Annotated in this window: 18 protein-coding genes; 7 read left to right on the forward strand and 11 right to left on the reverse strand. The window is 63.6% G+C overall.

The window, feature by feature from the left end; all coding sequences use genetic code 11:
* Positions 1-20: 20 nt before the first annotated feature.
* The 4 genes from BUA26_RS06550 to BUA26_RS06560 form a co-directional block, all read right to left on the reverse strand.
* A complete protein-coding gene (locus BUA26_RS06550; RefSeq protein WP_083572892.1) occupies positions 21-3,269 on the reverse strand; it encodes a TonB-dependent receptor in 3,249 nt (1,082 codons plus the stop codon).
* 465 nt (positions 3,270-3,734) lie between these two features.
* Positions 3,735-5,120 carry a hypothetical protein gene (locus BUA26_RS06555; protein WP_255368188.1) on the reverse strand — a complete coding sequence of 462 codons (1,386 nt, stop codon included), beginning with the start codon at positions 5,118-5,120 and terminating at the stop codon, positions 3,735-3,737.
* 117 nt (positions 5,121-5,237) lie between these two features.
* Complete coding sequence (locus tag BUA26_RS20420) at positions 5,238-5,411, reverse strand: hypothetical protein (RefSeq protein ID WP_178368547.1); 174 nt, start codon at positions 5,409-5,411, stop codon at positions 5,238-5,240.
* Positions 5,412-5,562: 151 nt separating this feature from the next.
* On the reverse strand, positions 5,563-6,354 hold the full coding sequence (locus BUA26_RS06560; RefSeq protein WP_072758895.1) for an AMP nucleosidase: 792 nt from the start codon (positions 6,352-6,354) through the stop codon (positions 5,563-5,565).
* A 218-nt stretch (positions 6,355-6,572) separates the two neighbouring features.
* Here BUA26_RS06560 and BUA26_RS06565 point away from each other — a divergent pair, with 218 nt between their 5' ends.
* Complete coding sequence (locus BUA26_RS06565) at positions 6,573-7,517, forward strand: DegV family protein (protein ID WP_178368548.1); 945 nt, start codon at positions 6,573-6,575, stop codon at positions 7,515-7,517.
* Positions 7,518-7,531: 14 nt separating this feature from the next.
* Positions 7,532-8,176 (forward strand): DUF4124 domain-containing protein, encoded by a 645-nt coding sequence (locus BUA26_RS06570; RefSeq protein WP_072758899.1) that lies wholly within the window; start codon positions 7,532-7,534, stop codon positions 8,174-8,176.
* Between the two features lie 17 nt (positions 8,177-8,193).
* On the opposite strand, the gene BUA26_RS06575 is transcribed toward BUA26_RS06570, so the two are convergent.
* Entirely contained in the window at positions 8,194-8,976 is a 783-nt protein-coding gene (locus tag BUA26_RS06575) for an SDR family oxidoreductase (protein ID WP_072758901.1), read from the reverse strand.
* Between the two features lie 120 nt (positions 8,977-9,096).
* Here BUA26_RS06575 and BUA26_RS06580 point away from each other — a divergent pair, with 120 nt between their 5' ends.
* Positions 9,097-9,300 carry a hypothetical protein gene (locus BUA26_RS06580; protein ID WP_072758903.1) on the forward strand — a complete coding sequence of 68 codons (204 nt, stop codon included), beginning with the start codon at positions 9,097-9,099 and terminating at the stop codon, positions 9,298-9,300.
* Positions 9,301-9,342: 42 nt separating this feature from the next.
* On the opposite strand, the gene sppA is transcribed toward BUA26_RS06580, so the two are convergent.
* A complete protein-coding gene (sppA, locus tag BUA26_RS06585) occupies positions 9,343-11,217 on the reverse strand; it encodes a signal peptide peptidase SppA (RefSeq protein WP_072758905.1) in 1,875 nt (624 codons plus the stop codon).
* A gap of 38 nt (positions 11,218-11,255) precedes the next feature.
* Positions 11,256-12,638: an MATE family efflux transporter gene (locus tag BUA26_RS06590; protein ID WP_072758907.1), complete on the reverse strand. Its 1,383-nt coding sequence runs from the start codon at positions 12,636-12,638 to the stop codon at positions 11,256-11,258.
* Positions 12,639-12,744: 106 nt separating this feature from the next.
* On the opposite strand from BUA26_RS06590, the gene BUA26_RS06595 reads away from it, so the two are divergent.
* Positions 12,745-13,962, forward strand: coding sequence for a DUF3667 domain-containing protein (locus BUA26_RS06595; RefSeq protein ID WP_072758909.1), 1,218 nt, complete (start codon positions 12,745-12,747; stop codon positions 13,960-13,962).
* Positions 13,963-14,352: 390 nt separating this feature from the next.
* A complete protein-coding gene (locus BUA26_RS06600) occupies positions 14,353-16,527 on the forward strand; it encodes a primosomal protein N' (protein WP_072758912.1) in 2,175 nt (724 codons plus the stop codon).
* Positions 16,528-16,553: 26 nt separating this feature from the next.
* On the opposite strand, the gene tatC is transcribed toward BUA26_RS06600, so the two are convergent.
* The 4 genes from tatC to BUA26_RS06620 all read right to left on the reverse strand — a co-directional run bounded on the left by tatC (position 16,554) and on the right by BUA26_RS06620 (position 18,801).
* Positions 16,554-17,333: a twin-arginine translocase subunit TatC gene (gene tatC, locus BUA26_RS06605; RefSeq protein WP_072758914.1), complete on the reverse strand. Its 780-nt coding sequence runs from the start codon at positions 17,331-17,333 to the stop codon at positions 16,554-16,556.
* Positions 17,323-17,766 (reverse strand): Sec-independent protein translocase protein TatB, encoded by a 444-nt coding sequence (gene tatB, locus BUA26_RS06610; RefSeq protein WP_072758916.1) that lies wholly within the window; start codon positions 17,764-17,766, stop codon positions 17,323-17,325. Before tatB ends, tatC begins: the two co-directional genes overlap by 11 nt.
* A 24-nt stretch (positions 17,767-17,790) precedes the next feature.
* Entirely contained in the window at positions 17,791-18,045 is a 255-nt protein-coding gene (gene tatA, locus BUA26_RS06615; RefSeq protein ID WP_072758917.1) for a Sec-independent protein translocase subunit TatA, read from the reverse strand.
* A gap of 66 nt (positions 18,046-18,111) precedes the next feature.
* Positions 18,112-18,801, reverse strand: a complete 690-nt coding sequence (locus tag BUA26_RS06620; protein WP_072758919.1) for a lipid-binding SYLF domain-containing protein — start codon at positions 18,799-18,801, stop codon at positions 18,112-18,114.
* A 121-nt stretch (positions 18,802-18,922) separates the two neighbouring features.
* On the opposite strand from BUA26_RS06620, the gene hemH reads away from it, so the two are divergent.
* Together hemH and BUA26_RS06630 are read left to right on the forward strand one after the other, a co-directional pair.
* Positions 18,923-19,978, forward strand: a complete 1,056-nt coding sequence (gene hemH / locus BUA26_RS06625) for a ferrochelatase (protein WP_072760130.1) — start codon at positions 18,923-18,925, stop codon at positions 19,976-19,978.
* Positions 19,975-20,826 (forward strand): alpha/beta fold hydrolase, encoded by an 852-nt coding sequence (locus BUA26_RS06630; RefSeq protein ID WP_072758921.1) that lies wholly within the window; start codon positions 19,975-19,977, stop codon positions 20,824-20,826. The genes hemH and BUA26_RS06630 overlap by 4 nt, the downstream gene beginning before the upstream one ends.
* Positions 20,827-20,916: the final 90 nt, after the last annotated feature.

A 20,916-nucleotide genomic window follows, 5' to 3' on the forward strand; every position in this document is an offset into this window, starting at 1 on the left:
TGAACTGCCAACGGGGATTATTACCACTCGTACTTCGCGGTGAAGTCAAAGTAGCGCGGCGGTTCCGTCGCAACCGCGGTCTTGTAGATCGGATTGTAGTAAGACGTTGAACCCTGATACTCGACGTAACCGTTGGCGATGCCCGCGTAATTCAACGCATTCTGCTCGTTGAGCACGTTGTGCACTTCCGCCTGGAGGGTGAGGTGCTTGTTCGCCCATTCCGGCACGTACGTCACGCTCAGGTTGAGCATGTGGGTCCACGGCGTGTGACCACTGGCCCCCGGAGGAGAGCCTTTGCCGCCATGAGCCACAGGCGAGGTCACGGGCAGGCCCGTCGTGGGATCTATGACAGTGACAGTGACCGTCGAGTTACCGCTCGGCACACCACCGCAGAAGTGCTGATAAGCACCGCCATACAGATCCGGATCAATCGTGTCGCCATAGCCGCTCAAGCAGATATTCGGCGCACCCGACTGCATGATGAAGGTGCCACTGACCATCCACTCCGGCGTAATGGCATACGAGCCGAAGGCCTTGATGGTGTGGCGATGGCTATTGGCCTGCTCACCGTTGGCGAATGCCATGATGTCGGGGAAGTCCCACGCCGCCGTGGTCGAACCGGACTCACCGCCACTCTTCTGGTTCGTGATCTGCCCCGTACCGGTGTTGGTCGGACCTTCGCTGCTGCCGTACGACCTGGAGAACAGGTAGTCGACTTTGCCGTACCACTTGCCGTCCCAGCTGTGTTCCAGATAGCTATCCAGGGCGTAGTACTTGCGCGATGCCTTCGGGAACGTACTGAGGAAATTTGTAAAAACCCCCGTGCCGGTGTTCGGATTCCACGTGGCCAAACCGCAGGGTTGCGGGATGTAGTTGGTCTTGCCCGGATTGACCAAGGCCCCAACGATGGTGCCACACGCTACGAGGTCGGTGTCATCGATGAGGTTGCCTGCCTTCTCATAGGTCGCCTGCATGCCGAATACCAAACCGGTAGAGCCGAGCATCTTCTGGAAGCCCAGCACGTATTCGTCCTGATACGAAGCCTTGAGGTTGGTCGAGGCATAATCCTTGGGATTGCCGATAACGCCATTCTCGCCATCCGGCGAGTAGTAGCCTGGCTTCGTCACACCCGGAGCCAGGACCACGGGAAGCGGGGTCAGCCCCGTCGGAACACCATTCGCACTGATGCCTGTGTAGGTGTAGGTGACTTCACCGTTCACCGTACCAAACGCCGAGTTACGTGCGGCCAAGCCCGCCGGCAACGCCAGGTAATAACGCCCTGCGTTACCGAAGACCTTCAACGTGCTGTCGCCCGACACGTCCCAACTGAAGCCCAGGCGCGGCGCCCATTGCGGTTTGGTTTCCCGCACGTAGGCAATGCCGTCGGGGCCGAGGTTGGTGAACTGGTCGTTGCGCAGACCAAGGTCAAGCAGCAGGTTAGGCGTGACCTGCCAGCGGTCTTCCACATACTGTGCCTTTTGGCGGACAGCCAGCGAGATGTCCGAACCAAACAGACTCTCCGTGACGTAATTGCCGCTAACAGGAGGATTGACGTAAGGCGCGGTGGAGGCGTAAGGCGGCAAGCCGTTAAAATAATTATATGAACCGCCACCAAGGGTCGTTATACCGTCGTGATCGTCGCGGTACTGCAGGTTGTCGATACCGAACTTGATGTCGTGGTCGGCCGTGATCTTCCAATCAAGGTCGACGCGCAGGTTGGCGGTCTTGGTTTTGTGATCCGGGTTGCCAATGGTTGTATCAACCAGGTTCGGAATGACAACGCCCGGCGGCTGAGTCGCCCCCGTGCCAAAGGACACAGGTGCCGCATTCCCACCGCCAGCCAGGCTGGCGTAATACTGCCCCGTCATCAGGCCGTACGACATTTCGAGCGTAAGGGAGTCGGTGATGTACGAGGTGTACTTGAGGATGCCAACGTCAAAGGTGTTCTTGGTCGTCACGCCAGGACCGTAATAGGAGGCTACTTTCTGGTTCGTGTAGTCGTAGTTGTAGAAGTTGCTGGTGGTGTCCTGGTCCTTGGTTTGGACGCCCGTGAACTCCAACACGTTGCTGTCGTTGATGTTCCAGTCCAGCTTGCCATACACCTTGGGCTTGTTTTGAGCCGTCGACTTCCAGTAACCCGACGGCGACGTCACGCCATTGTTCCCTATGCCGTACTGGTTGCTATCTTTCTGCCATTCGGCAGTCAAGAAGAAGAACAGCTTGTCCTTGATCAGCGGACCGCTTAGGTAGGCGCCGTACACCGTTTCCCAGTCGCTATTCTGCTTCTTGCCTGTCTGGATATGGCCGTAGCCGGGAGCATAGGCTGTGGTGCCCTGGCTAGGGGCCAGATAAGGCTGAGGAATGCCATTTTCTCCTGGCCCAAGACCATTGTCCAAAGCACCGACCGGCGTCCGCGGATTGCTGTAATAAACGTTGTCGTAGTTGCTTTCGGCAAAGGCCGGTCGGTAGGACACGTACGCACCGGCATGGAACTCGTTGCTGCCGCGCTGGCCGATCTGACTGATCACGCCGCCGGTCGAACGACCGTATTCAGGACCATAACCGGAGGTGATGGTCTGCTGCTCGGCAATGGCGAAGTACGGCAGCGCAATGCCGCCCGAGCCACCGATCGGATCGGTGGTGTTGAAACCGTTGAGGTAATAGGCGTTTTCGACGACGCTGTTGCCGCCCATGGAAACCAGCGGCGTACCGGTCGGTCCCTGACCGAGGTTGGAGGCACCCGAGTTCACGCCAGGAGCCAGCAGCGCAATCGCTTCAGCGCTGTGAGCCAGCGGCAGAGTCTTCAATTGCTGCGCGGTGATCACCGAAGTCTGGCGGGTGGAGGACACGTCGATCGCAGGCAGCGCGTTGGCCGTGACCGTGACGCCGGAGAGGCTCTGCACGTTCTTGCTGGCCTCGGCAGCGGCAAACGCCACCGCCGTGCCGCCGGCCACGGTCACCTGCACATGCTCGTGCGTAGCCACCACGCTGCCGTTCTGCACCAGTGACACGGTGTAGTCGCCCACCGGCAACTTGTTGGCGCTATAGCGGCCATCGCTGCCGACCGCTACTTCGCGGGTCAGGCCAGTCTGGCTGCTAACGACGCGAACCGTCTCGCCAGACGACACCGGCGCAGTACCAAACACGGAACCGGTGGTGGCCTGAGCCAATACCTGTCCAGACACACCGAATCCCATCGCGACTGCAACGGCCAGCGCGCTATGACGTAAGTACGCTTTTTTAACATGCGTCAACTTTTTGCTGTTCATTAGATTAGGTTCCCCAACGGTCCGAACTTCGGAAAGAATTGAATAAATAACCGCACCCCGATACGGCTTGTAACTGATGCAGCCAATCCAAATTGGCTGTCCGCTAGAAAACGCGCTTTCATAAACGTGTTAGCAATTTGTTCAGCAGGGACACTAAGAGTTTCGATAACAAAAAGTCAACAGCACCATACTGCGAAATAAACGCACGTTATTACGTATGACAAGGTGTTTAGAATTAATCGAAATATGTTGCGTCAGCTATGCCTTGAAACCTGTTTTTTCATCGTATGCAAGGCAATGAGTATTCAATTACCAGCGCATTTTCTTGCAGAGACAAGCGTGCCGACATGGCCTGCCTCGCTGCTTTCGCGGCAGACGCGCAGACGCTTACGCTGAAGGCTAAGGTTATACCGTCGTGTCGCGAGAAGATTCGAGTCGAATGGCATCGCTCCGACATCCCGCTGTTCAAGGTCCGTTTATCTGTATGACTTGCTCGGACAGGGTTTTGCCGACGGTATTCCACGCGCGCAATCGGTAGCGGCCTGGGCGCAGGTAGAGCTTGCTGCTGGAATACGGCTCAGTGAATGCATAGCAGTCCGCCGCTATGGCGTCATCTGACTCCCCGATGTAGCGGGCGCTTATCACGCAGGGAACCTGTGTCCTGCAAAGATTGGTATCAATGGGAAATGGCTGGCGTTGCCCACCCAAGGGCAGCCACTTTGGGCGTTGCAGATTATTGAGCGCGATCAGCGAATTCACGACGAGACGCGTCGGGGCGTGGACGTAGTCTGAAAACGTGCCTCTTACGCTATCGCCGAAAGTTTTCACATCGAGCGCGATCGGCAGGAGCACATCGAGGTCATAGAGCTTCGGCAACGCACTCCATGGCTTGCCGGTGATGCGGTTGACCAACACCTCGGCTGACTGCGCAGGAAACCGGTGCATCAGCACATGATAGTCATCGGGCGTATCCGGGCCGGATTCAAGGAACTCGGTCTGGTCGATCGACAGCGGGTCGAAGCCCGTCAACTTTGCCAGCTTCATCGCCATTGGCTCGATGTCGTTGAGACGCCCGCTGGCCTTGTCGATGTGCGCATAGCCGGTATGCACGAACAGACGCGCGTGGGGGTCGCTGGCAAACACTTTCCGGAACAGGGTCTCGGCCTGCGCGGCATCGCGTGCTTGCGGGTCGAGGATGGCATTGTCGTAGGGCACGAGAATGAAGCCCAACCGTATCGCTTCGCGTACGATCTCGCCGTAAACGGGCTCTTGCAGGTATTCGGAACCGCTGGTCTGGACCGGGTAGCCCCGACGCATCAGCCCGGGATCGTTCCCGCCCAATGCCTCGGCCGCAAAGTAGGTGAATCCAAGCGCCCGCAAGCGCGGCAGCAGAGCCAGAGTGAGCTCGCGCGTATGTGCGTTGTGGTGAGCCTCGTTGATCATCACGATACGACGATCGGCGGCGAGTTCCGTGATGACATCGACCGCGGAGGCAGCTTTCCATTCATCGTGATCGGGCAGAACCAGACCAGGCGGCGGCTCGCTCCTGAGCGGAAAACCCAACACGGCCTGGTTGTACAGCCCCAGTTCGTTCAACGAGAACGACCGGAACTGTCCGGCCACCACCTGATCCGACGCGGGAAGATGCGGCACGGCCCGCACGAGATACTGGTAACGGGCGAGCTGGTTGGGCTGTCGCCGCATCGCCTGGAACAAGTCGAGCTCGGGCTGATCGTACGATTGCGCAATCGCTCCTGTCGAAATCAGTAATGCCAATAGACATACAGGCAAGCTGAAAAATCTTTTCGCCATGGCTATCGACCGATAAAGACCAATGGCCAAAGCGTGCACGCGAAATACCCTCTCGACAAGTAACCACGTGGCGGGCGCCTAACCATTGTGGAAATTCGAATTGCCCACGTGTATGGCCGACCGGACATTTCCCGTATCGGCCAATGGCAAAGCGGGTCATCCATTGACCTTCTTGTGGCCATCAACGCAGATTTCCGCTTCGCGGGAATCGCCCGAATCAGATTTTTTCGGCATGCCTTTTATGTATGCAGCATCTTTTATTACGGCCACATCAAATGACTTCACGTGCAGGTCTTGACGAACGACCCGCACAGCCCAGGCACCGCTCATCGCTGCATCAAGCCGCGCGCCTGGCGCACCATGGCTATCCGTTCGGCAACAGCTGCCTTTAACAGCAAGGTTCGATCATTCCTCTGGTGCCATAGCGGCTGCATCGGGATGCACACAGCCGCCTTCCTACCCGCGAAAGATCGGCCTCACGTCATTCCGGTTCGATGTCCTCTTCGAAGCGCAGGTGCTTCACGCTGCGTCCGTTGCGACGTACCAGCTTGAGCGCCTCGATACCGATCTTGATATGCGCTTCGACAAACTGCGAGGTGATGTGGCGGTCGCTGATTTCGGTCTTCACCCCTTCCGGAATCATCGGCTGATCGGAAACCAGCAGCAGCGCGCCGCATGGGATCCGGTTGGCGAAACCGGCGGCGAAGATGGTGGCGGTTTCCATGTCCACCGCCATGCAGCGGGTACGCCTCAGATAATCCTTGAAGGTGTCGTCGTGTTCCCACACGCGGCGATTGGTGGTGTACACCGTGCCGGTCCAGTAGTCGTGGCCTAGATCGCGGATCATGGTGGACACCGCACGCTGCAGTTGGAACGCGGGCAATGCCGGTACTTCCGGCGGCAGGTAGTCGTTGCTGGTGCCTTCGCCGCGGATCGCCGCGATCGGCAACACCAGGTCGCCAAGACGGTTCTTCTTCTTGACGCCGCCGCACTTGCCCAGGAACAGCGCGGCGTGCGGTTCGATCGCACTGAGCAGATCCATCACGGTGGCCGCGTTGGGACTGCCCATGCCGAAATTGATCAAGGTGATGCCGTCGGCGGTGGCGTTAGGCATCGGCCGGTCGCGGCCCTGCACCTCCACCCCATGCCATTGCGCGAACAGCTCCACGTAATGACCGAAGTTGGTCAGAAGGATGTGTTGGCCAAACTGTTCGAGCGGCGTGCCGGTGTAGCGCGGCAGCCAATTGGAAACGATGTCCTGCTTGCTTTTCATAAGGGAACCGATACTCGTCATGCGTTACCGGCGACGCCACGCCGGCGGGATGCCAGAGGCAGACGGCTCATCTTAGAGGCTGTCCACGGCTTGCGGCGAGGCCGTCAAATCAAGCAGTCGAATCGGCAAAGACGGCCCGGCCGGGGGCGGCTTCGGTTGACGCCGCAGTCGCATGTTGCGTGCTATGTTGGGATCGCCATTCATGACGGGGGTACGTGATGCGGATGGGCCTGGCCATTGATGCCTCCTGCGATCTGTCGCAGGCGTTTCTGCAGCAACACAACGTTGCGATCATGCCGATCACCGTCAAGCTGGATCGCGAAACCTTCATGGACGACCGCCGGCCGGAGGAACTGCAGCGCTTCATCGACCGCCGGCTAGGCAGCCGCAGCCACTCGGCGGAAACCGAGCCGTGCCCGGTGGAAGAGGTGCAGAAACTGTTCCTCGACAAGCTGGTGCTGGGCTACGACTGTGTGTTCTGCCTGACCATCACCGCTACCCGCAGCCCGATCAACGAACACGTGAATCGCGCCAGCTTCGCGATCCTCAAGAATTATCGCCAGGTGCGCGAGCAGGCGGGCATACCCGGCCCGTTCATGATGCGCGTGGTCGATACCCGCAATGTCTTTGCCGGAACCGCACCGGCGATCTACGAGGCGGCACGGCTGATCGCCGCCGACGAGCCGCCCGCAGTCATCCGCGAACGCCTCACCCATATCGCCAACAACAGTTACGGCTACATGCTGCCGCGCGACCTGATCCATCTGCGCAACCGCATCAAGAAGCGAGGCGACCGCAGTGTGAGTCTGTTCAGTGCGATGGTCGGCACGGCGCTGGATATCAAGCCGCTGTTGCGCTGCTTCCGTGGCGAAACCGCGCCGGTCGGCAAGGTACGCGGCTTCGATCATGGCGCGGAGATGCTGTTCGGCTATGCCACGCGGCGGGTGCGCGCCGGCCTGCTGGTGCCGCTGGTATGCGTAAGCTACGGCGGCGACCTGGCCGTGCTGCCGCAGCTACCCGGTTATCTCGAGTTGCGTGCGGCCTGCGAGGAATGTGGCGTCGAATTGATGGAAGCACCGATGAGCATCACCGGCATGGTCAACGTAGGCGAAGGCGCGGTGACGCTGGGCTTCGCCGCAGAGGAACACGTCGCCGAGTTCTGAGGAAGGTCCGCAGCATGTCCCGCCTGATCACGCTGCTGTTGTTGCTTGTCGTCACCGGCGGTCCGGCCACCGCCGGTACGGTCTACAAGTGCAGCGGAACCAGTGGGCAGGTGACCTATCAGGATGCGCCCTGCGCGAGGACGCAACGGCAGCAAACGCTGCAGCTGTCGAACGACCCGAGCGCACTGGCGCCGTCGGCTTCCGCTATATCCACACCATCCAGCACGCCGACTACGGACGAACACACCGAAGCAGCACCCGCTGTGCCGAGCGTGCCGCTGATCCCCTTGTACCAGTGCGCGCACGCCGTCGATGGCAAGCTCTACATCAGCAGCAATGGCCACCCGCAACCGTTTCTGGCGCCGCTCGGCATGCTGGGTGCACTTCCGACGTCACTCTCACAGGCATACGGACAACCTGGCGGAGCCGGCATTTCGGCTCCCGAGGCAAATCGTGGCCGCGTCACCTCGGGACTGGTCGCCAGCAACTACGTCTGGGTGCAGGATCAATGCCGGCCGCTGAGCGTGCCGGAGATCTGCCACGAGCTGCGCGACGAATACGAACAGAACGCCCGCCAGCTGCAGCGCGCGTTCCAGAGTGATCAACCGCCGCTGCAGCGCCGCGACAGCGAATTGCAAGCCCAACTGACGAATTGCTGAGCCGCGTAGTCCCCTGCTCAGAAACCGTAGTTCAGGAATCCGCCGTCCACTGCCAGCACCTGGCCGGTAATGTAGCTGGCCGCCGGCAGGCACAAGAACGCGATCGCGGCGGCCACCTCCTCGGGCTCGCCGATTCGCCTGAGCGGCGTGTGATCGAGTACTTCGTCGAGATAGTCGACATCCGTCAGCGCCGGCTCCGAACGCTGCGTGCGGATGTACCACGGCGCCACTGCATTGACGCGGATGCCGTCCACCGCCCACTCGGCCGCCAGATTGCGGGTGAGCTGGTGCAGCGCCGCCTTGCTCATGCCGTACGGCGAACCGGTGCGCACATGCGTGACTCCCGACACCGAACCCACGTTGACGATCGCCGCATTGGCATGCTGCACGAGCTGCGGATGCGCCAGCCGGCACATCTCGAACGCCGAAAACAGGTTCTGCTCGAACACCATGCGGTATTCGTCTTCGCGATAATCGAGCGTGGCCATGGGCTGGTTGCCGCCGGCATTGTTGATCAGCAGCGAGACCGGTGCGCCCAGATCGGCGATCCAGTCGAACACCGCCAGACGCTCCTCGGCCTCGGTCAGGTCCGCGCCGAACGCCAGCACCTCGACATCGGCGAATTCGTCGGCCAGTTCCACCCGCACCTGTTCGAGGTAATCCTCGTCACGCGCCACCAGCAGCAGGTCGGCTCCCAGGCCGGCCAGTTCGCGCGCGGTGGCATAGCCGATGCCCTTGCTGGCACCGGTGATCAGGGCGGTATGGCCTTGCAATTGCCAGGCATCGATGCGGCTGTTCATGCGCGCAGCTTAAAACGTCGATCCCGGCGCGCATAGCTCGAACGACGATTCTGCCAATCCACGCTTGCCTGCACCCGGGCGTGGCGGGACACTGACTCGTCACTCCGCGCGAGAACCGCCATGAAGACGCTGCCGATCCTGCTCTGCGTACTTGCCCTCGGCGCCTGCTCCGGCAAGCCGCCGGAACCCAAGGCCAAACCTGCCGACGTCGCCACCCCGTTCGACGCGCTGAAGGCGAGCGAACAACGCGCCAAGGACGTGCAGAAAGTCGTCGACAAACAGGCCGACGAACAGCGCAAGCAGATCGACGCGCAGGACCACTAGCGCTTCAACACTCTTGTGGGTAGGAGCCCGCGGCGACGGCGCTCAACGCGGACTGCACAGACAATCGGCGTAGATGTTGGGAGTACCGGCCCTGGCGTTGCGCAGCAGCTGCAGTTCCGGTGCCAGCGCCGGCAGTTGGGCAAACCAGCTTGGCAGGCGAACGCCCCACGACTGCATCAAGTGCACGCTGGCGCTCTGGTTGAGGCCGATCAGGAATCGCTCGAAGCCACCTAGCGGTGCCTCCTGGTAGCGCACCGGATAGACCTTGCCGAGCTTCGCCAGAGTCGCGGCATCCGCGACTGCCTGGTCCAGGCCGCCAAGCTGGTCGATCAGGCCGCGTTCGAGCGCTTGTTGACCGGTCCACACGCGACCCTGCGCAATCGCGTCGATCGCCTCGTAGCTCTTCCCGCGCGCCTTGGCGACGTTGCCGACGAAGTCGTGATAACCCTTGTCGATGATCGCCTGGATCACCGCGCCGACCTTCGGATCGAGCGGGCGGGTAATGTCGAATGCGCCGGCCATCGGCCCGGTACCGACGCCGTCGCTCTGGATGCCGAGCTTGGCCAGCGTGTTGGGCACCGTGTAATACATGCCGAAGATGCCGATCGAACCGGTGATGGTGTTCGGCTCGGCGTAGATCCGGTTCGCGTTCATCGAGATCCAGTAGCCGCCGCTGGCCGCCACGTCGCCCATCGACACTACGACCGGGATGCCGGCCGCGCGCGTCAGCTCGATCTCGCGGCGGATCTGCTCGGCCGCATACACTTCGCCACCGGGCGAGTTGACCCGCAGCACCAGCGCCCTGGTCTTGCGATCCTCGCGCGCGTCGCGGATCAAGGCCGCCGTGGACTCGCCACCGATCGAACCGGGTGGCTGCTTGCCGCCACTGATCTCGCCCTCGCCCACCACGATCGCCACGCCCGGCGCGAACAGGTCGCTGTTGCGCGACACGCTCGCCGCGTAACGGCCCAGGTCGACCTGACGGAAACTGTGCCCCTTGCGGTCGGCCGGCACCCCTTCCTTGCGCATCATCGTGACGAGCTCGGCGCGGGTGGCGAGGCCATCGACCAGGTGCTGGTTCAGCGCCAGCTGGGCCAGATTGCCTTGCGTGCTGGCAATATGCTTCGGCAGGTTGTCGATGTCGTCGCGCAGCGCCGCCGGATCGAGTTTCCGCAATGCCGCCACTTCGGCGATATAGCCGTCCCACAACCCGCCCATCCAGTAGCTGTCGGCCTGCTTGGCCTCCGCCGAGGCATGATCGAGGATATACGGCTCAGCCGCGCTCTTGAATTCGCCTACGCGGAACAAGTGCACGTCGACGCCGAGCTTGTCGAGCAAGTCCTTGTAGAACAGCCGATAGTTGGCCAGGCCGGTGATCATCACGCCGCCTTGCGGGTCGACCAGCAGACGGTCGGCGTGTGCGGCGATGTAGTACTGGCCCTGATCCAGATTCACCGCCCACACGATGACCGGCTTGCCTGCGGCGCGGAACCGGTCCAGCGCCGCACCGACCTCGTGCAACGAGGCAAAGCCGCCCTGCATGTCGTCCGGCAGCAGCAGGATGCGGGTGATGCGCGAATCCTTGGCCGCCGCGTCGATCGCGCCGACCAGGTCGCGCAATTGCACCTGCTTCGGCTTGTCGCCGGACAACCCGGCCAGCGCACGCTGCAGCGGCTCGATGCTGTACTGCTCGACCAGCTGGCCCTGCGGTTTGATCACCAGCACGCTGTCGTTCTGCACCGTGCTTTCCATCCGGCTGCCTGCCACCCCTGCGGTCAGCGCCAGCAGCAACACGAACAGCACGGTGAAGAACACCAGATTGATGATCACCAGCCGGACCAGGTTGATGCCGCGCCCAAGCGTGCGCAGGAAAACCCAGAAACCGTTGCGGCGGGGCGGCGGGAGCGGTGGTGTCATGCGTGCGTATCCAGAGTCATGGGGTCAAGCCTAGCCGGTCAGGCCGGCGCGGTCATGCGAACGGGGCGCCAGCGCTGCTTCCAGGCGCTGCGCCAGAAACGGATGAACAACATCACGGCCGCCACCGACAGCCCGGCGATCAGCCCGATCCACATGCCGCGCGCGCCCATGCCGCGATGGAACGCCAGCCACCAGCCCACCGGCATGCCGATGACCCAGTATGCGAACAAGGTGATCGCCATCGGTACGCGGGTGTCCTTCAGGCCGCGCAACGCACCGTTGGCAGCGACCTGGATGCCGTCGGAAAACTGGAACAGGCCGGCCAGCATGATCAGCTGCGCCGCCAGTACGATCACTTTCGGATCATGTGTGTACAGCGCCGCGATGTAGTGCGGCAGTCCCAGCATCAGGCCGGCCGACAGCAGCTGCGTGGCCAGGGTCAGGCCGATGCCGCACAAGCCGGCATAGCGCACGCCACGCTCGTCGCCGCGGCCCACCGCATTGCCGACGCGCACGGTGATCGCCATGGCCAGGCCCAGCGGGATCATGAAGAACAGCGAGGCGATATTGATGGCCACCTGGTGGCTGGCGATCACGTCCTCGCCCAGCGTGGCAATGATCAACGCTGTCGCCACGAACAGGCCGGCCTCGGCCAGCAATGTCACCGCCATCGGCAGACCGATGTGCACCAGCGCGCCGATCCGGCGCAAGCTCGGCCATTCGAAATGATCGAACAGGCCCAGTCCGCGATAGTTGCGCCGGCAGATCACATAGATGCCGAACGCCAGCATCTCCAGCCACAGCACGATCGCGGTGGCCACGCCGCAGCCATGCGCACCTTGCGGCGGAATGCCCAGCTTGCCGAACATCAGCACATAGCCGAGCGGCACCAGCAGGACCAGTCCGCCCAGGCTGAAGTACATCGACGGCCGGGTCAGCGACAAGCCTTCGGACAGGCCGCGCAGTGCGAAATAGCAGGTCAGCGCAGGCGCGCCCCAGCTGATCGCCAGCAGGAAACGCTGCACGTCGTCGCGCAGGCTCGGCGTCACTCCAATGAGATCGATCAGCGGTGCGGCGTGACGCACCGCGAACCAGAGCACGACGCCCATGCCCAGCGCCAGCCACAACGCCTGCCGGAACACCGCGCCAACCTCGGGCCGGCGCCCGGCGCCGTCGAGCTGCGCCACCGACGGGGGCACCGCCATCATCATGCCGATGCCGCTGACGATCGCCAGTGACCAGATGCTGGCGCCCACCGCTACCGCACCGAGCACATGCGCACTGACATGCCCCGCCAGCACCGCGTCGATCACATTGCTGCCGATCGCCGCCAGCTGCGCGCAGATCAACGGCAGCGCGAGGCGTACGGTAGCGCGCATCTCATGCAGCAGACGGGCGCGCTCGGGGCGTAATGACTTCATCGACACAGCAGACTCCAGGGCCGCACATTCTACCTGAGCCATTCGTCACGCTCCGTGGCAGGTGGCTCTGTGCGAAGATCGCCCGCTGCACCGGAGGGGGATCGCGATGAAGCGGCTGACCAGCTACGAGGGACTGCACTGCGCCAACTGCGGCGCGTCGATGCAGGGCGAGTTCTGCCATGAATGCGGCCAGTCGATCCACAGCGTGCTCAAGCCCGTGCACGGGATGTTCGAGGAGACGCTGGAGACCGTGCTGCACATCGACGGCCGCATCGTGCACACCTTGCCGCCGCTGCTGCTCAAGCCCGGCTTTCTCACCCTGGAATACTTCAGCGGCCGGCGGGTGCGCTACATCGCACCGTTCCGGTTGATGTTCGTGCTGTGCCTGCTGTCGTTCTTCGTGTTTCACCTGGCGGTCGATCAGTTTGCCGGCAAGATCCAGACGAACGGGCACCCGTTGGTGTACGTGAACAGCGGGGCGATCGATTCTGCCGCCAGCCCGGCTGAAGTGCGCAAGGCGCTGCAGCACGAATTGGAAGGCCTGCAGCGGGCCGAGCAAAGCGGTGTGCTGCCGCAGAACGTAGTGGACAAGATCCATGCCGGCACCCAGGAGCTGCGCCAGAAAGCCAGTCAGCGTCTTGTCGCGTTGGGAGAAGCTCCGATGTCGGCCGCCTCCCTGGCCGCGCCCCTCCCCGTCGCGCCGATACAGTCCCCCGAGGCGACGGACACGGAAGATGCCGTGCCGCGCAAGAGCCGCCACCGGACCTTCGAACAGGAGTCACAACCGATCCAGATCAGCTGGCTGCCGGACCTGGTCAATGCCCGCCTGACCGCTCTGAACCGCCAGATCTACACGAACTGGCAAACCTTCCGACATGGTGATGCCGCGGCCAGCGCCGAAGCGAAGCAGCGGATGATCAGCGGGGTCTTCAGCACCTTGCCGCCCACGATGTTTGTGTTGATGCCGGTGTTCGCTGGCCTGCTCAAGCTGTTCTACGTCTTCCGTCGGCGGCTGTACATGGAGCACCTGATCGTTGCCCTGCACAGCCATGCGTTCCTGTTTCTCTGGCTGCTGCTGTGTACGTTGCTGGCCTGGCTGGCCAACTGGTTGGAACCGCGCGCGCTCTGGACCACCTATCCGTTGAACTGGCTGGAACGGATCCTGGTGCTATGGGCTCCGATCTACCTGCTGCTGATGCAGAAGCGGGTTTATCGCCAGGGCTGGCCGATGACCTTGCTGAAATTCTGGTTCATCGGCTGGTGTTACTTCTGGTTGCTGATGATCGCGCTGATGATCGCAGCGGCCCTGGGTGTGGCCCATTGAAGCTGCTTTGCATAGGGGACATGGGGGGTTTTGCACAGCGTCATGAACCTGTCAAGGCAGTCGTGGGCTATTTGTCAATTGTGTGAACAGTGCCTCAGCGCCATTTGTATCTCTTTGAAATAAAACATGTTTTATGCGTGACGAAAACTTCGTCAGAGCGTCCCGAAAGGCGCCACGACGCGCTTTGAAGGCCCCCCTCCCCGCTGCATCCACAGACTTATCCACAGGTCTTGTGGATAAGCATAAAACCTCCGGAGGGATAGCCACTTACCCCTGATTCCTCGATAGCCGGGCAGCAAGTTTGCGCAAGTCCAGCCGATGGCTTTTCCAGGCCTGTCAACGGCTGGCTGCAAAGGTGCTGCAGTTACACTGAGCCGCCACGAGGTAACCATGCCTGCCGTCCTTCGCGTCGCTCTTCCGCTCCCCTTGCCGACCTTGTTCGACTACCTGCCGCCCGCGGCGGGCCAGGCGTCTGTGGGCAGCCGGGTGCTGGTGCCGTTCGGCCGCGGCAGGCAGGTCGGCGTGGTGGTGGCGATCGACGTCGAGGCGGCGGTCGGCAGCGCCCGGCTGAAACAGGTGCTGCGACTGCTCGACGATACCGCCCTGCTCGACACCGAGCTCATGCAGACGCTGGCCTGGGCCGCTGATTACTGGCTCGGTGCGCCGGGCGAGGCGTATGCGAATGCGTTGCCACTGGCGTTGCGCGAAGCGAAGCCGCTGCCGGCGCTCGGCGATGAATACTGGTCGCTCAGCGTGGCCGGCCGCAGCGCTAACGATACCGGCAGCCGGCGCGGCGGCAGCAAGACCTTGCTGGCGTTGCTGGCCGATGGCGCACTGAGTGCGCAGGAATTGAATGAACGCCTGCCGGGCTGGCGCGACGCGGCACGGCGACTGGCCGGTGCAGGCCTGCTCGAACGCAGCGAACGGCCGCCGCTGGACCGTCCACTGCCCGCCTCATCGGCTCCGCAACTCAGCGACGAGCAGCAACAAGCCGTCGCCGCGGTCGGCGCCAGTCTCGGTCAGTACCAGCCGTTCCTGCTCGACGGCGTTACCGGCAGCGGCAAGACCGAGGTGTATCTGGCGCTGATCGAGCAAGTGCTGGCGCAAGGCAAACAAGCCTTGCTGCTGGTGCCGGAGATCGGCCTGGCGCCGCAAACCGTGCGGCGCCTGCGCGAACGGCTCGGGGTGATCGTCGAAGTGCTGCACTCCAACCTTTCCGAAGGCGATCGGGCGCGCGCCTGGCTGCGTGCCCGTGCCGGCAGCGCGCGGGTGATCCTGGGTACCCGCTCGGCGGTATTCACGCCGCTGCCGCAGGCCGGACTGATCATCGTCGACGAAGAGCACGACAGCGCATACAAGCAGCAGGAAGGCTTCCGCTATCACGCTCGCGATCTGGCTCTGGTCCGCGCCCGCGCCCTGGGTGTGCCGGTACTGCTGGGTTCGGGCACGCCATCGCTGGAATCGCTGGCGAACGCCGAGGCCGGCCGTTACCGCATGCTGCACCTGCGCGCGCGACCCGGCGCGATCCAGCCGCCGCAGGTGCAGATCATCGACATGCGCGCGCAGCGCCTGGACCACGGCCTGTCGCCAGCACTGCTGGCGGCGGTCGCAGAGACGGTGGCCCGCGGCGAGCAGGCGCTGGTGTTCCGCAATCGCCGCGGTTATGCGCCGGTGCTGCTATGCCACAGCTGCGGCTGGCACGCCGGGTGTCCGCGCTGCGACCGTCCGCTGACCTTGCATGCCGGTCGGCGCCAGCTGATCTGCCATCACTGCGACTACCGCCAGCGCATACCCGCCGCCTGCCCGACCTGCGGCGCCAGCGAACTGAAGCCGCAAGGCCAGGGCACCGAACGGCTGGAGGAAGCGCTGGTCGCGCAGTTTCCGCAGGTACCGGTGCTCCGTGTCGACCGTGAAACCACCCGTCGCCGCGATGCGTTCGAACAATTGCTGGCCACGCTGCAGGACGATCAGCCGGCGATCCTGGTCGGCACCCAGATGCTGGCCAAGGGCCACGACCTGCCCAACCTCACCCTGGTCGCGATCGTGGGAGTGGACGAAGGCCTGCACAGCGTGGATTTCCGCGCCGGCGAACGGCTGGCCCAACTGGTGGTGCAGGTCGCCGGCCGCGCCGGCCGCGCGCGCAAACCCGGCCGCGTGCTGCTGCAGACCCATCAGCCGGAACACCCGCTGCTGCGCCACCTGCTGGCGCAGGGCTACGCTGCCGCCGCGCGCGAGCTGCTGGCCGAGCGCCGCCTGATCCAGCTGCCGCCCTACAGCCACCAGGTGCTGCTGCGTGTCGACGCAGCGCAACGCGAGCAGGTCGATGCGTTTCTCGCTGCCGCATACGCTGCGTTGCCGCGCAATGAACAGTTGCAGATCGCCGGTCCGATGCCTGCGCCGATGCCGCTGCGCGCGGGCCGCCATCGCGGCCAGTTGCTGCTGGAGGCCGCCAGCCGCAATACGCTGCATGGCATGTTGCGCTCATGGCAGCTGGCATTGATCGCGCTGCCGTCGGCACGGCGGGTGCGCTGGTCGCTGGATGTCGATCCGATCGATCTGTACTGACTGACGCCGGCTGTATTGAAGGATGCTTAGCCTGCGTCGGGCCGCAACGATCCTGGCTTCACCAGCCAGCGCACCGCCAGCACGCCCAGCTCGTACAGCAGGCACATCGGAATGCCGAGCATCATCATCGAGGTAATGTCCGGCGGCGTGATCACGGCGGCGATCGCAAACGCGCCGACGATGGCGTAACGCCGGCCGCTGCGCAGTTTGTCCAGATCGACCACACCGACCGCGGCCAGCACCACCACCGCCACCGGCACCTCGAAGCACAGGCCGAACGCGAAGAACATCAGCATCACGAAATCGAGGTAGCGGGTGATGTCGGTCATCATCTCCACGCCCTGCGGCGTCACCGCGGTGAGAAAGCGGAACGCAGCCGGCAGCACCAGGAAATACGCGAACGCGCAGCCCAGATAGAACAACCCCATGGCCGCGATCAGCAGCGGCCGCGCCAGCCGTTTCTCATGCTTGTACAGGCCCGGGCTGACGAACGCCCACAGCTGGTAAAGAATCACCGGCATGCTGATGAAGAGAGCCGTATAGAAGGCCAGTTTCAGCGGCGTGATGAACGGGCTGGTGACTTCGGTGGCAATCAGGTGCGCACCCTGCGGCAACCGCGCGACCAGCGGCGCCGCCAGTTCGGCATACAGCCGGTTCGCAAACGGCACCAGCGCCAGCAGCACCAGCACCACCGCCGCCAGCGACTTGAGCAGGCGCGTGCGCAATTCCAGCAGGTGCGAGAACAGCCCTTGCTGCAGGCTGTCGGCTACATCTCCGGATTCCGGCGCGTCCGACTCAGGCGTCATGCGAGGAATTCCTTGCCGGTTTGGACAACGACTGCGGCTCGCCCAACGGCAGTTCCGACTGCCTGCCTTCCGACGGTTCGGCAGTCGCCGGCTCCTCGTCAGACGTCTTGGTTTCGACGACGTCCGACTCCGGCTTCACCATTTCCGCAATCTCGGCGGCGGCCTTGCTGAGCGGCTCATGCACTTGCAGCACCCCGTCCTTGAGTTCTTTCTGAGCCGCTTCCGCACGGGCGGCCGCCTCGCGGGCAGTGCGCCTGATCTGTTCGATCTCCAGCTCGCGCTCGACCTCGGCACGCACGTTGTCCCAGCCGCTGCGCACGCGCCGCAGCAGTGCGCCGGCGGTGCGTGCTGCACCGGGCAGCTTCTCGGGACCGAGCACGATCAACGCGATCAGGGCGAGCAGTACCAGTTTGCCGAGACTGAACTCGATCATCGCAGCGCTCCGCCCGCCGCGCGCTTACTTGGTTTCGCTGGAGTCGCGCTGACTCTGCGTGCTGCCGGCGGCCGGCGGGTCGGCGCGCAGCTGCTCGGCGGCCTTGCGCGCGGCTTCCTCTTCTTTCTGCTTCGCCTCGTCGTCGCCGCTGAGGCCTTTCTTGAAGTCGCGAATCGCCGCACCGAGATCCGGCCCGAGGTTGCGGATCTTCTTGGTGCCGAATACCACCAGCACGATCGCCAGCAGAATCAGCCAATGCCAGATACTGTCAAAACCCATAGTCAACCTCGAGGCGGATTCCAGCCAAATCGTCGTGGCGCCAGTCGCGCCGACACTTTGCAATAACTATCGCGAAGTGTACTCCTCAAGCCGGTCGCGGAAATCGACCACCGGCCCCGGCACGTTGCTGACGCCGCCTTCGAAGATACGTCGCGGCGTGACGCCGGCGCCATACACGGCCTCGTTCGCGTCGTAGTCGATGCGCAGTGCCGCGCCATCGATGGCCACGCCGGCAAACAGCCCGCGGGCGCGCGAATAGGAGTAGATCTCGGCCTTCATCTGTTCATCGGTGGACGCGCTGGTGGTGCGCCCGACCGGACCGGCCGCGGCGGATGCGTCGGCACCGAGCGTGAACTTGCCGCGGACGATGGAGTCCACCCCGCGCTGGGTGCGGAATACCAGGACCACGTCGGTCGACGACACGCCGACCTGAAAGCCCACGCTGCCGCCGGTCATGCTGATGAAGCTCGGATTGGACCAGGTGCCGTCCGCTCCCTTCACCGAGATCAGGCCCTCACCGCGGCGGCCGCCAAAGATGAAGCCGACTTTGAGCATGTCGGGAATCACCGCGATCGCCTTGGCGTCGCGCAGCAGGTCCTGCGGGATCGCCTTGTCCGGTGCCTGCATGATCTCGTTGAGAACGCGCACGGCATTCTTCGCGCGCACCAGCGGCGGGTCCTCGGCATGCACGGCCATCGCCGGCAGCAACAGGGCGAGGCCAATCAACAGCAGACGATGTAGCGGTGTCTTGATCATGGACGGCTCCACTTGTGTTCGGGGATTCGGTTCGAAAATGGGATTCGGAGACTGGTGAAGTGCGCCGCGGCGCACCATGGCTGTGGCAGACTCCACGACTGATTCGGTCATGACTGCCACGATGCCACGCATCAATCACTATACCGGCGTTGCCGGCCATTCCGACGCGTCGTCCATTCAGCCCGTTCAGGCAGGCGTACTGCTGGTCAACCTGGGCACGCCGACCGCGCCGACCGCCAAAGCAGTGCGACCGTACCTGGCCGAATTTCTCGGCGACACGCGGGTGATCGACTACCCACGCTGGCTATGGTGGTTGATCCTGCACGGCGTGATTCTGCGACTGCGGCCGGCCCGGTCCGCCCATGCATATGCGCGGATCTGGACCGCGCAGGGCTCGCCGCTGCGTTTCGCCAGCGAGTCGCTGGCCGCCCGCCTGCAACTCGAGCTGGACCGGCAGCAGCCCGGCAAGCTGCGCGTAGCGCTGGCGATGCGCTACGGCGAGCCCTCGGTGGCGCATTCGATCGAGCAGCTGCAACTCGCGGGCGTGCGCCGGCTGTTGGTGCTTCCGCTATACCCGCAGTATTCGGCGACCTCGACCGGCTCGGTGATCGACGCCGTCGCCGATACGTTCAAGACCTTGCGCTGGCCGCCGGAGCTGCGCATCGTCAACGACTATCACGACGATCCCGGCCACATCGACGCGCTGGCCACCAGCATCGAGCACTGGTGGGCAGCCAATGGCCGGGGCGACAAGTTGCTGCTGTCGTTCCACGGCATTCCCGAACGTTATGTGCGGCTGGGGGACCCGTATTCCGACCAGTGCCAGCGCACCGCGCGATTGCTGCGCGAACGCCTGCAGCTGGGCGAGGACGAACTGGTCGTCAGCTTCCAGTCGCGCGTGGGCCGCGAGAACTGGCTGCATCCGTATACCGACGCCACCGTGCGCCAGCTCGCCGCCGACGGCGTGAAGAAACTCGACGTCGCCTGCCCCGGTTTCGCGGTGGATTGCCTGGAGACGCTGGAGGAGATCGCGATGCAGAACCGCGATTTCTTCGTCGCCGCCGGCGGCGAAACGTTGCGCTACATCCCCGCCCTCAACGACAGCGCCGAACAGGTGGACAGCCTGGCGGCTGTAGTCCGGCGGCACGTCCGGGGCTGGCCGGAATCCGCCGAGTGAATGCACCACGCGAGCAACGTATCGTCCTGCCGCACCTCGCGCTGAGTGCGCAGGTATGGGGTGACGATGCGCTATCGCCGCTGCTGGCGCTGCATGGCTGGCTCGACAACGCCGGCAGCTTTGCGTTGCTGGCGCCGCTGCTGGCCAGGCGCTTCCGGGTGATCGCGCTGGACCTGCCCGGCCATGGCCACGCCGATCATCTGGCGCCCGGCGCCAGCTATCACTATCTCGATTACGTGGGCGTGGTGCTCGCCGCCGCCGATGCCCTGCAGCTGGATCGCTACACCTTGCTCGGTCATTCGCTGGGCGCGGGCATCGCTGCGCTGGCTGCTGCCGCCATGCCGGAGCGGATCGAACGACTGCTGCTGATCGAAGGCCTCGGTCCGCTTGGCGACGACGGTTCCCATACGCTGCAGCGCTTCCGCGATGCGCTGACCCCGCGTGACGACAAGCGCAAGCCGCTGCGGGTGTTTCGCGATATCGAACAGGCGGTCGACGCGCGCAGCATGGTCAGCGGCCTGCCGGCCGAACTGGCTCGCCCGATCGTCGAACGCGGCCTGATCGAAACCGAAGGCGGTTGGCGCTGGCGCAGCGATCCGCAACTGACCCGGCCAAGCGCCGTGCGGCTCGCCGAGCCGCAGATCCACGCCCTGCTGCGCGGCATCGAGGCGCCCACGGCCCTGCTGCTGGCGCAACCGGCTACTTCGTACCTCCCCAGCGCACTGATGCAGGCGCGCGCCGCCTGCGTGGCAGACATCGTGACTACCAGCATGGCCGGTGGCCATCATCTTCAGCTAGAACACCCGCAGGCGGTCGCCGCGTGGGCACTGGCCACGCGGCCCGACTGATCGAAAAACGCCGACGCGTCGGCGTCAGACGCTGCATGGCCCGCGCAGACAGCGGACCGTGGATGCTGAAATATAGCAGCGCCCGACTCT

This window comes from Rhodanobacter sp. OK091 (assembly GCF_900142825.1).
Taxonomy (GTDB): domain Bacteria; phylum Pseudomonadota; class Gammaproteobacteria; order Xanthomonadales; family Rhodanobacteraceae; genus Rhodanobacter.

What these genes read in the sequence shown, in the direction of transcription:
- BUA26_RS06550 (WP_083572892.1), bottom strand. Translation starts at nt 3,269, where the DNA reads ATGAACAGCAAAAAGTTGACGCATGTTAAAAAAGCGTACTTACGTCAT.
- tatB (WP_072758916.1), bottom strand. Translation starts at nt 17,766, where the DNA reads ATGATCGAGTTCAGTCTCGGCAAACTGGTACTGCTCGCCCTGATCGCG.
- BUA26_RS06620 (WP_072758919.1), bottom strand. Translation starts at nt 18,801, where the DNA reads ATGATCAAGACACCGCTACATCGTCTGCTGTTGATTGGCCTCGCCCTG.
- BUA26_RS06600 (WP_072758912.1), top strand. Translation starts at nt 14,353, where the DNA reads ATGCCTGCCGTCCTTCGCGTCGCTCTTCCGCTCCCCTTGCCGACCTTG.
- BUA26_RS06595 (WP_072758909.1), top strand. Translation starts at nt 12,745, where the DNA reads ATGAAGCGGCTGACCAGCTACGAGGGACTGCACTGCGCCAACTGCGGC.
- BUA26_RS06580 (WP_072758903.1), top strand. Translation starts at nt 9,097, where the DNA reads ATGAAGACGCTGCCGATCCTGCTCTGCGTACTTGCCCTCGGCGCCTGC.
- BUA26_RS06570 (WP_072758899.1), top strand. Translation starts at nt 7,532, where the DNA reads ATGTCCCGCCTGATCACGCTGCTGTTGTTGCTTGTCGTCACCGGCGGT.
- tatA (WP_072758917.1), bottom strand. Translation starts at nt 18,045, where the DNA reads ATGGGTTTTGACAGTATCTGGCATTGGCTGATTCTGCTGGCGATCGTG.
- BUA26_RS06575 (WP_072758901.1), bottom strand. Translation starts at nt 8,976, where the DNA reads ATGAACAGCCGCATCGATGCCTGGCAATTGCAAGGCCATACCGCCCTG.
- sppA (WP_072758905.1), bottom strand. Translation starts at nt 11,217, where the DNA reads ATGACACCACCGCTCCCGCCGCCCCGCCGCAACGGTTTCTGGGTTTTC.
- BUA26_RS20420 (WP_178368547.1), bottom strand. Translation starts at nt 5,411, where the DNA reads ATGAGCGGTGCCTGGGCTGTGCGGGTCGTTCGTCAAGACCTGCACGTG.
- BUA26_RS06565 (WP_178368548.1), top strand. Translation starts at nt 6,573, where the DNA reads ATGCGGATGGGCCTGGCCATTGATGCCTCCTGCGATCTGTCGCAGGCG.
- hemH (WP_072760130.1), top strand. Translation starts at nt 18,923, where the DNA reads ATGCCACGCATCAATCACTATACCGGCGTTGCCGGCCATTCCGACGCG.
- tatC (WP_072758914.1), bottom strand. Translation starts at nt 17,333, where the DNA reads ATGACGCCTGAGTCGGACGCGCCGGAATCCGGAGATGTAGCCGACAGC.
- BUA26_RS06560 (WP_072758895.1), bottom strand. Translation starts at nt 6,354, where the DNA reads ATGAAAAGCAAGCAGGACATCGTTTCCAATTGGCTGCCGCGCTACACC.
- BUA26_RS06590 (WP_072758907.1), bottom strand. Translation starts at nt 12,638, where the DNA reads ATGAAGTCATTACGCCCCGAGCGCGCCCGTCTGCTGCATGAGATGCGC.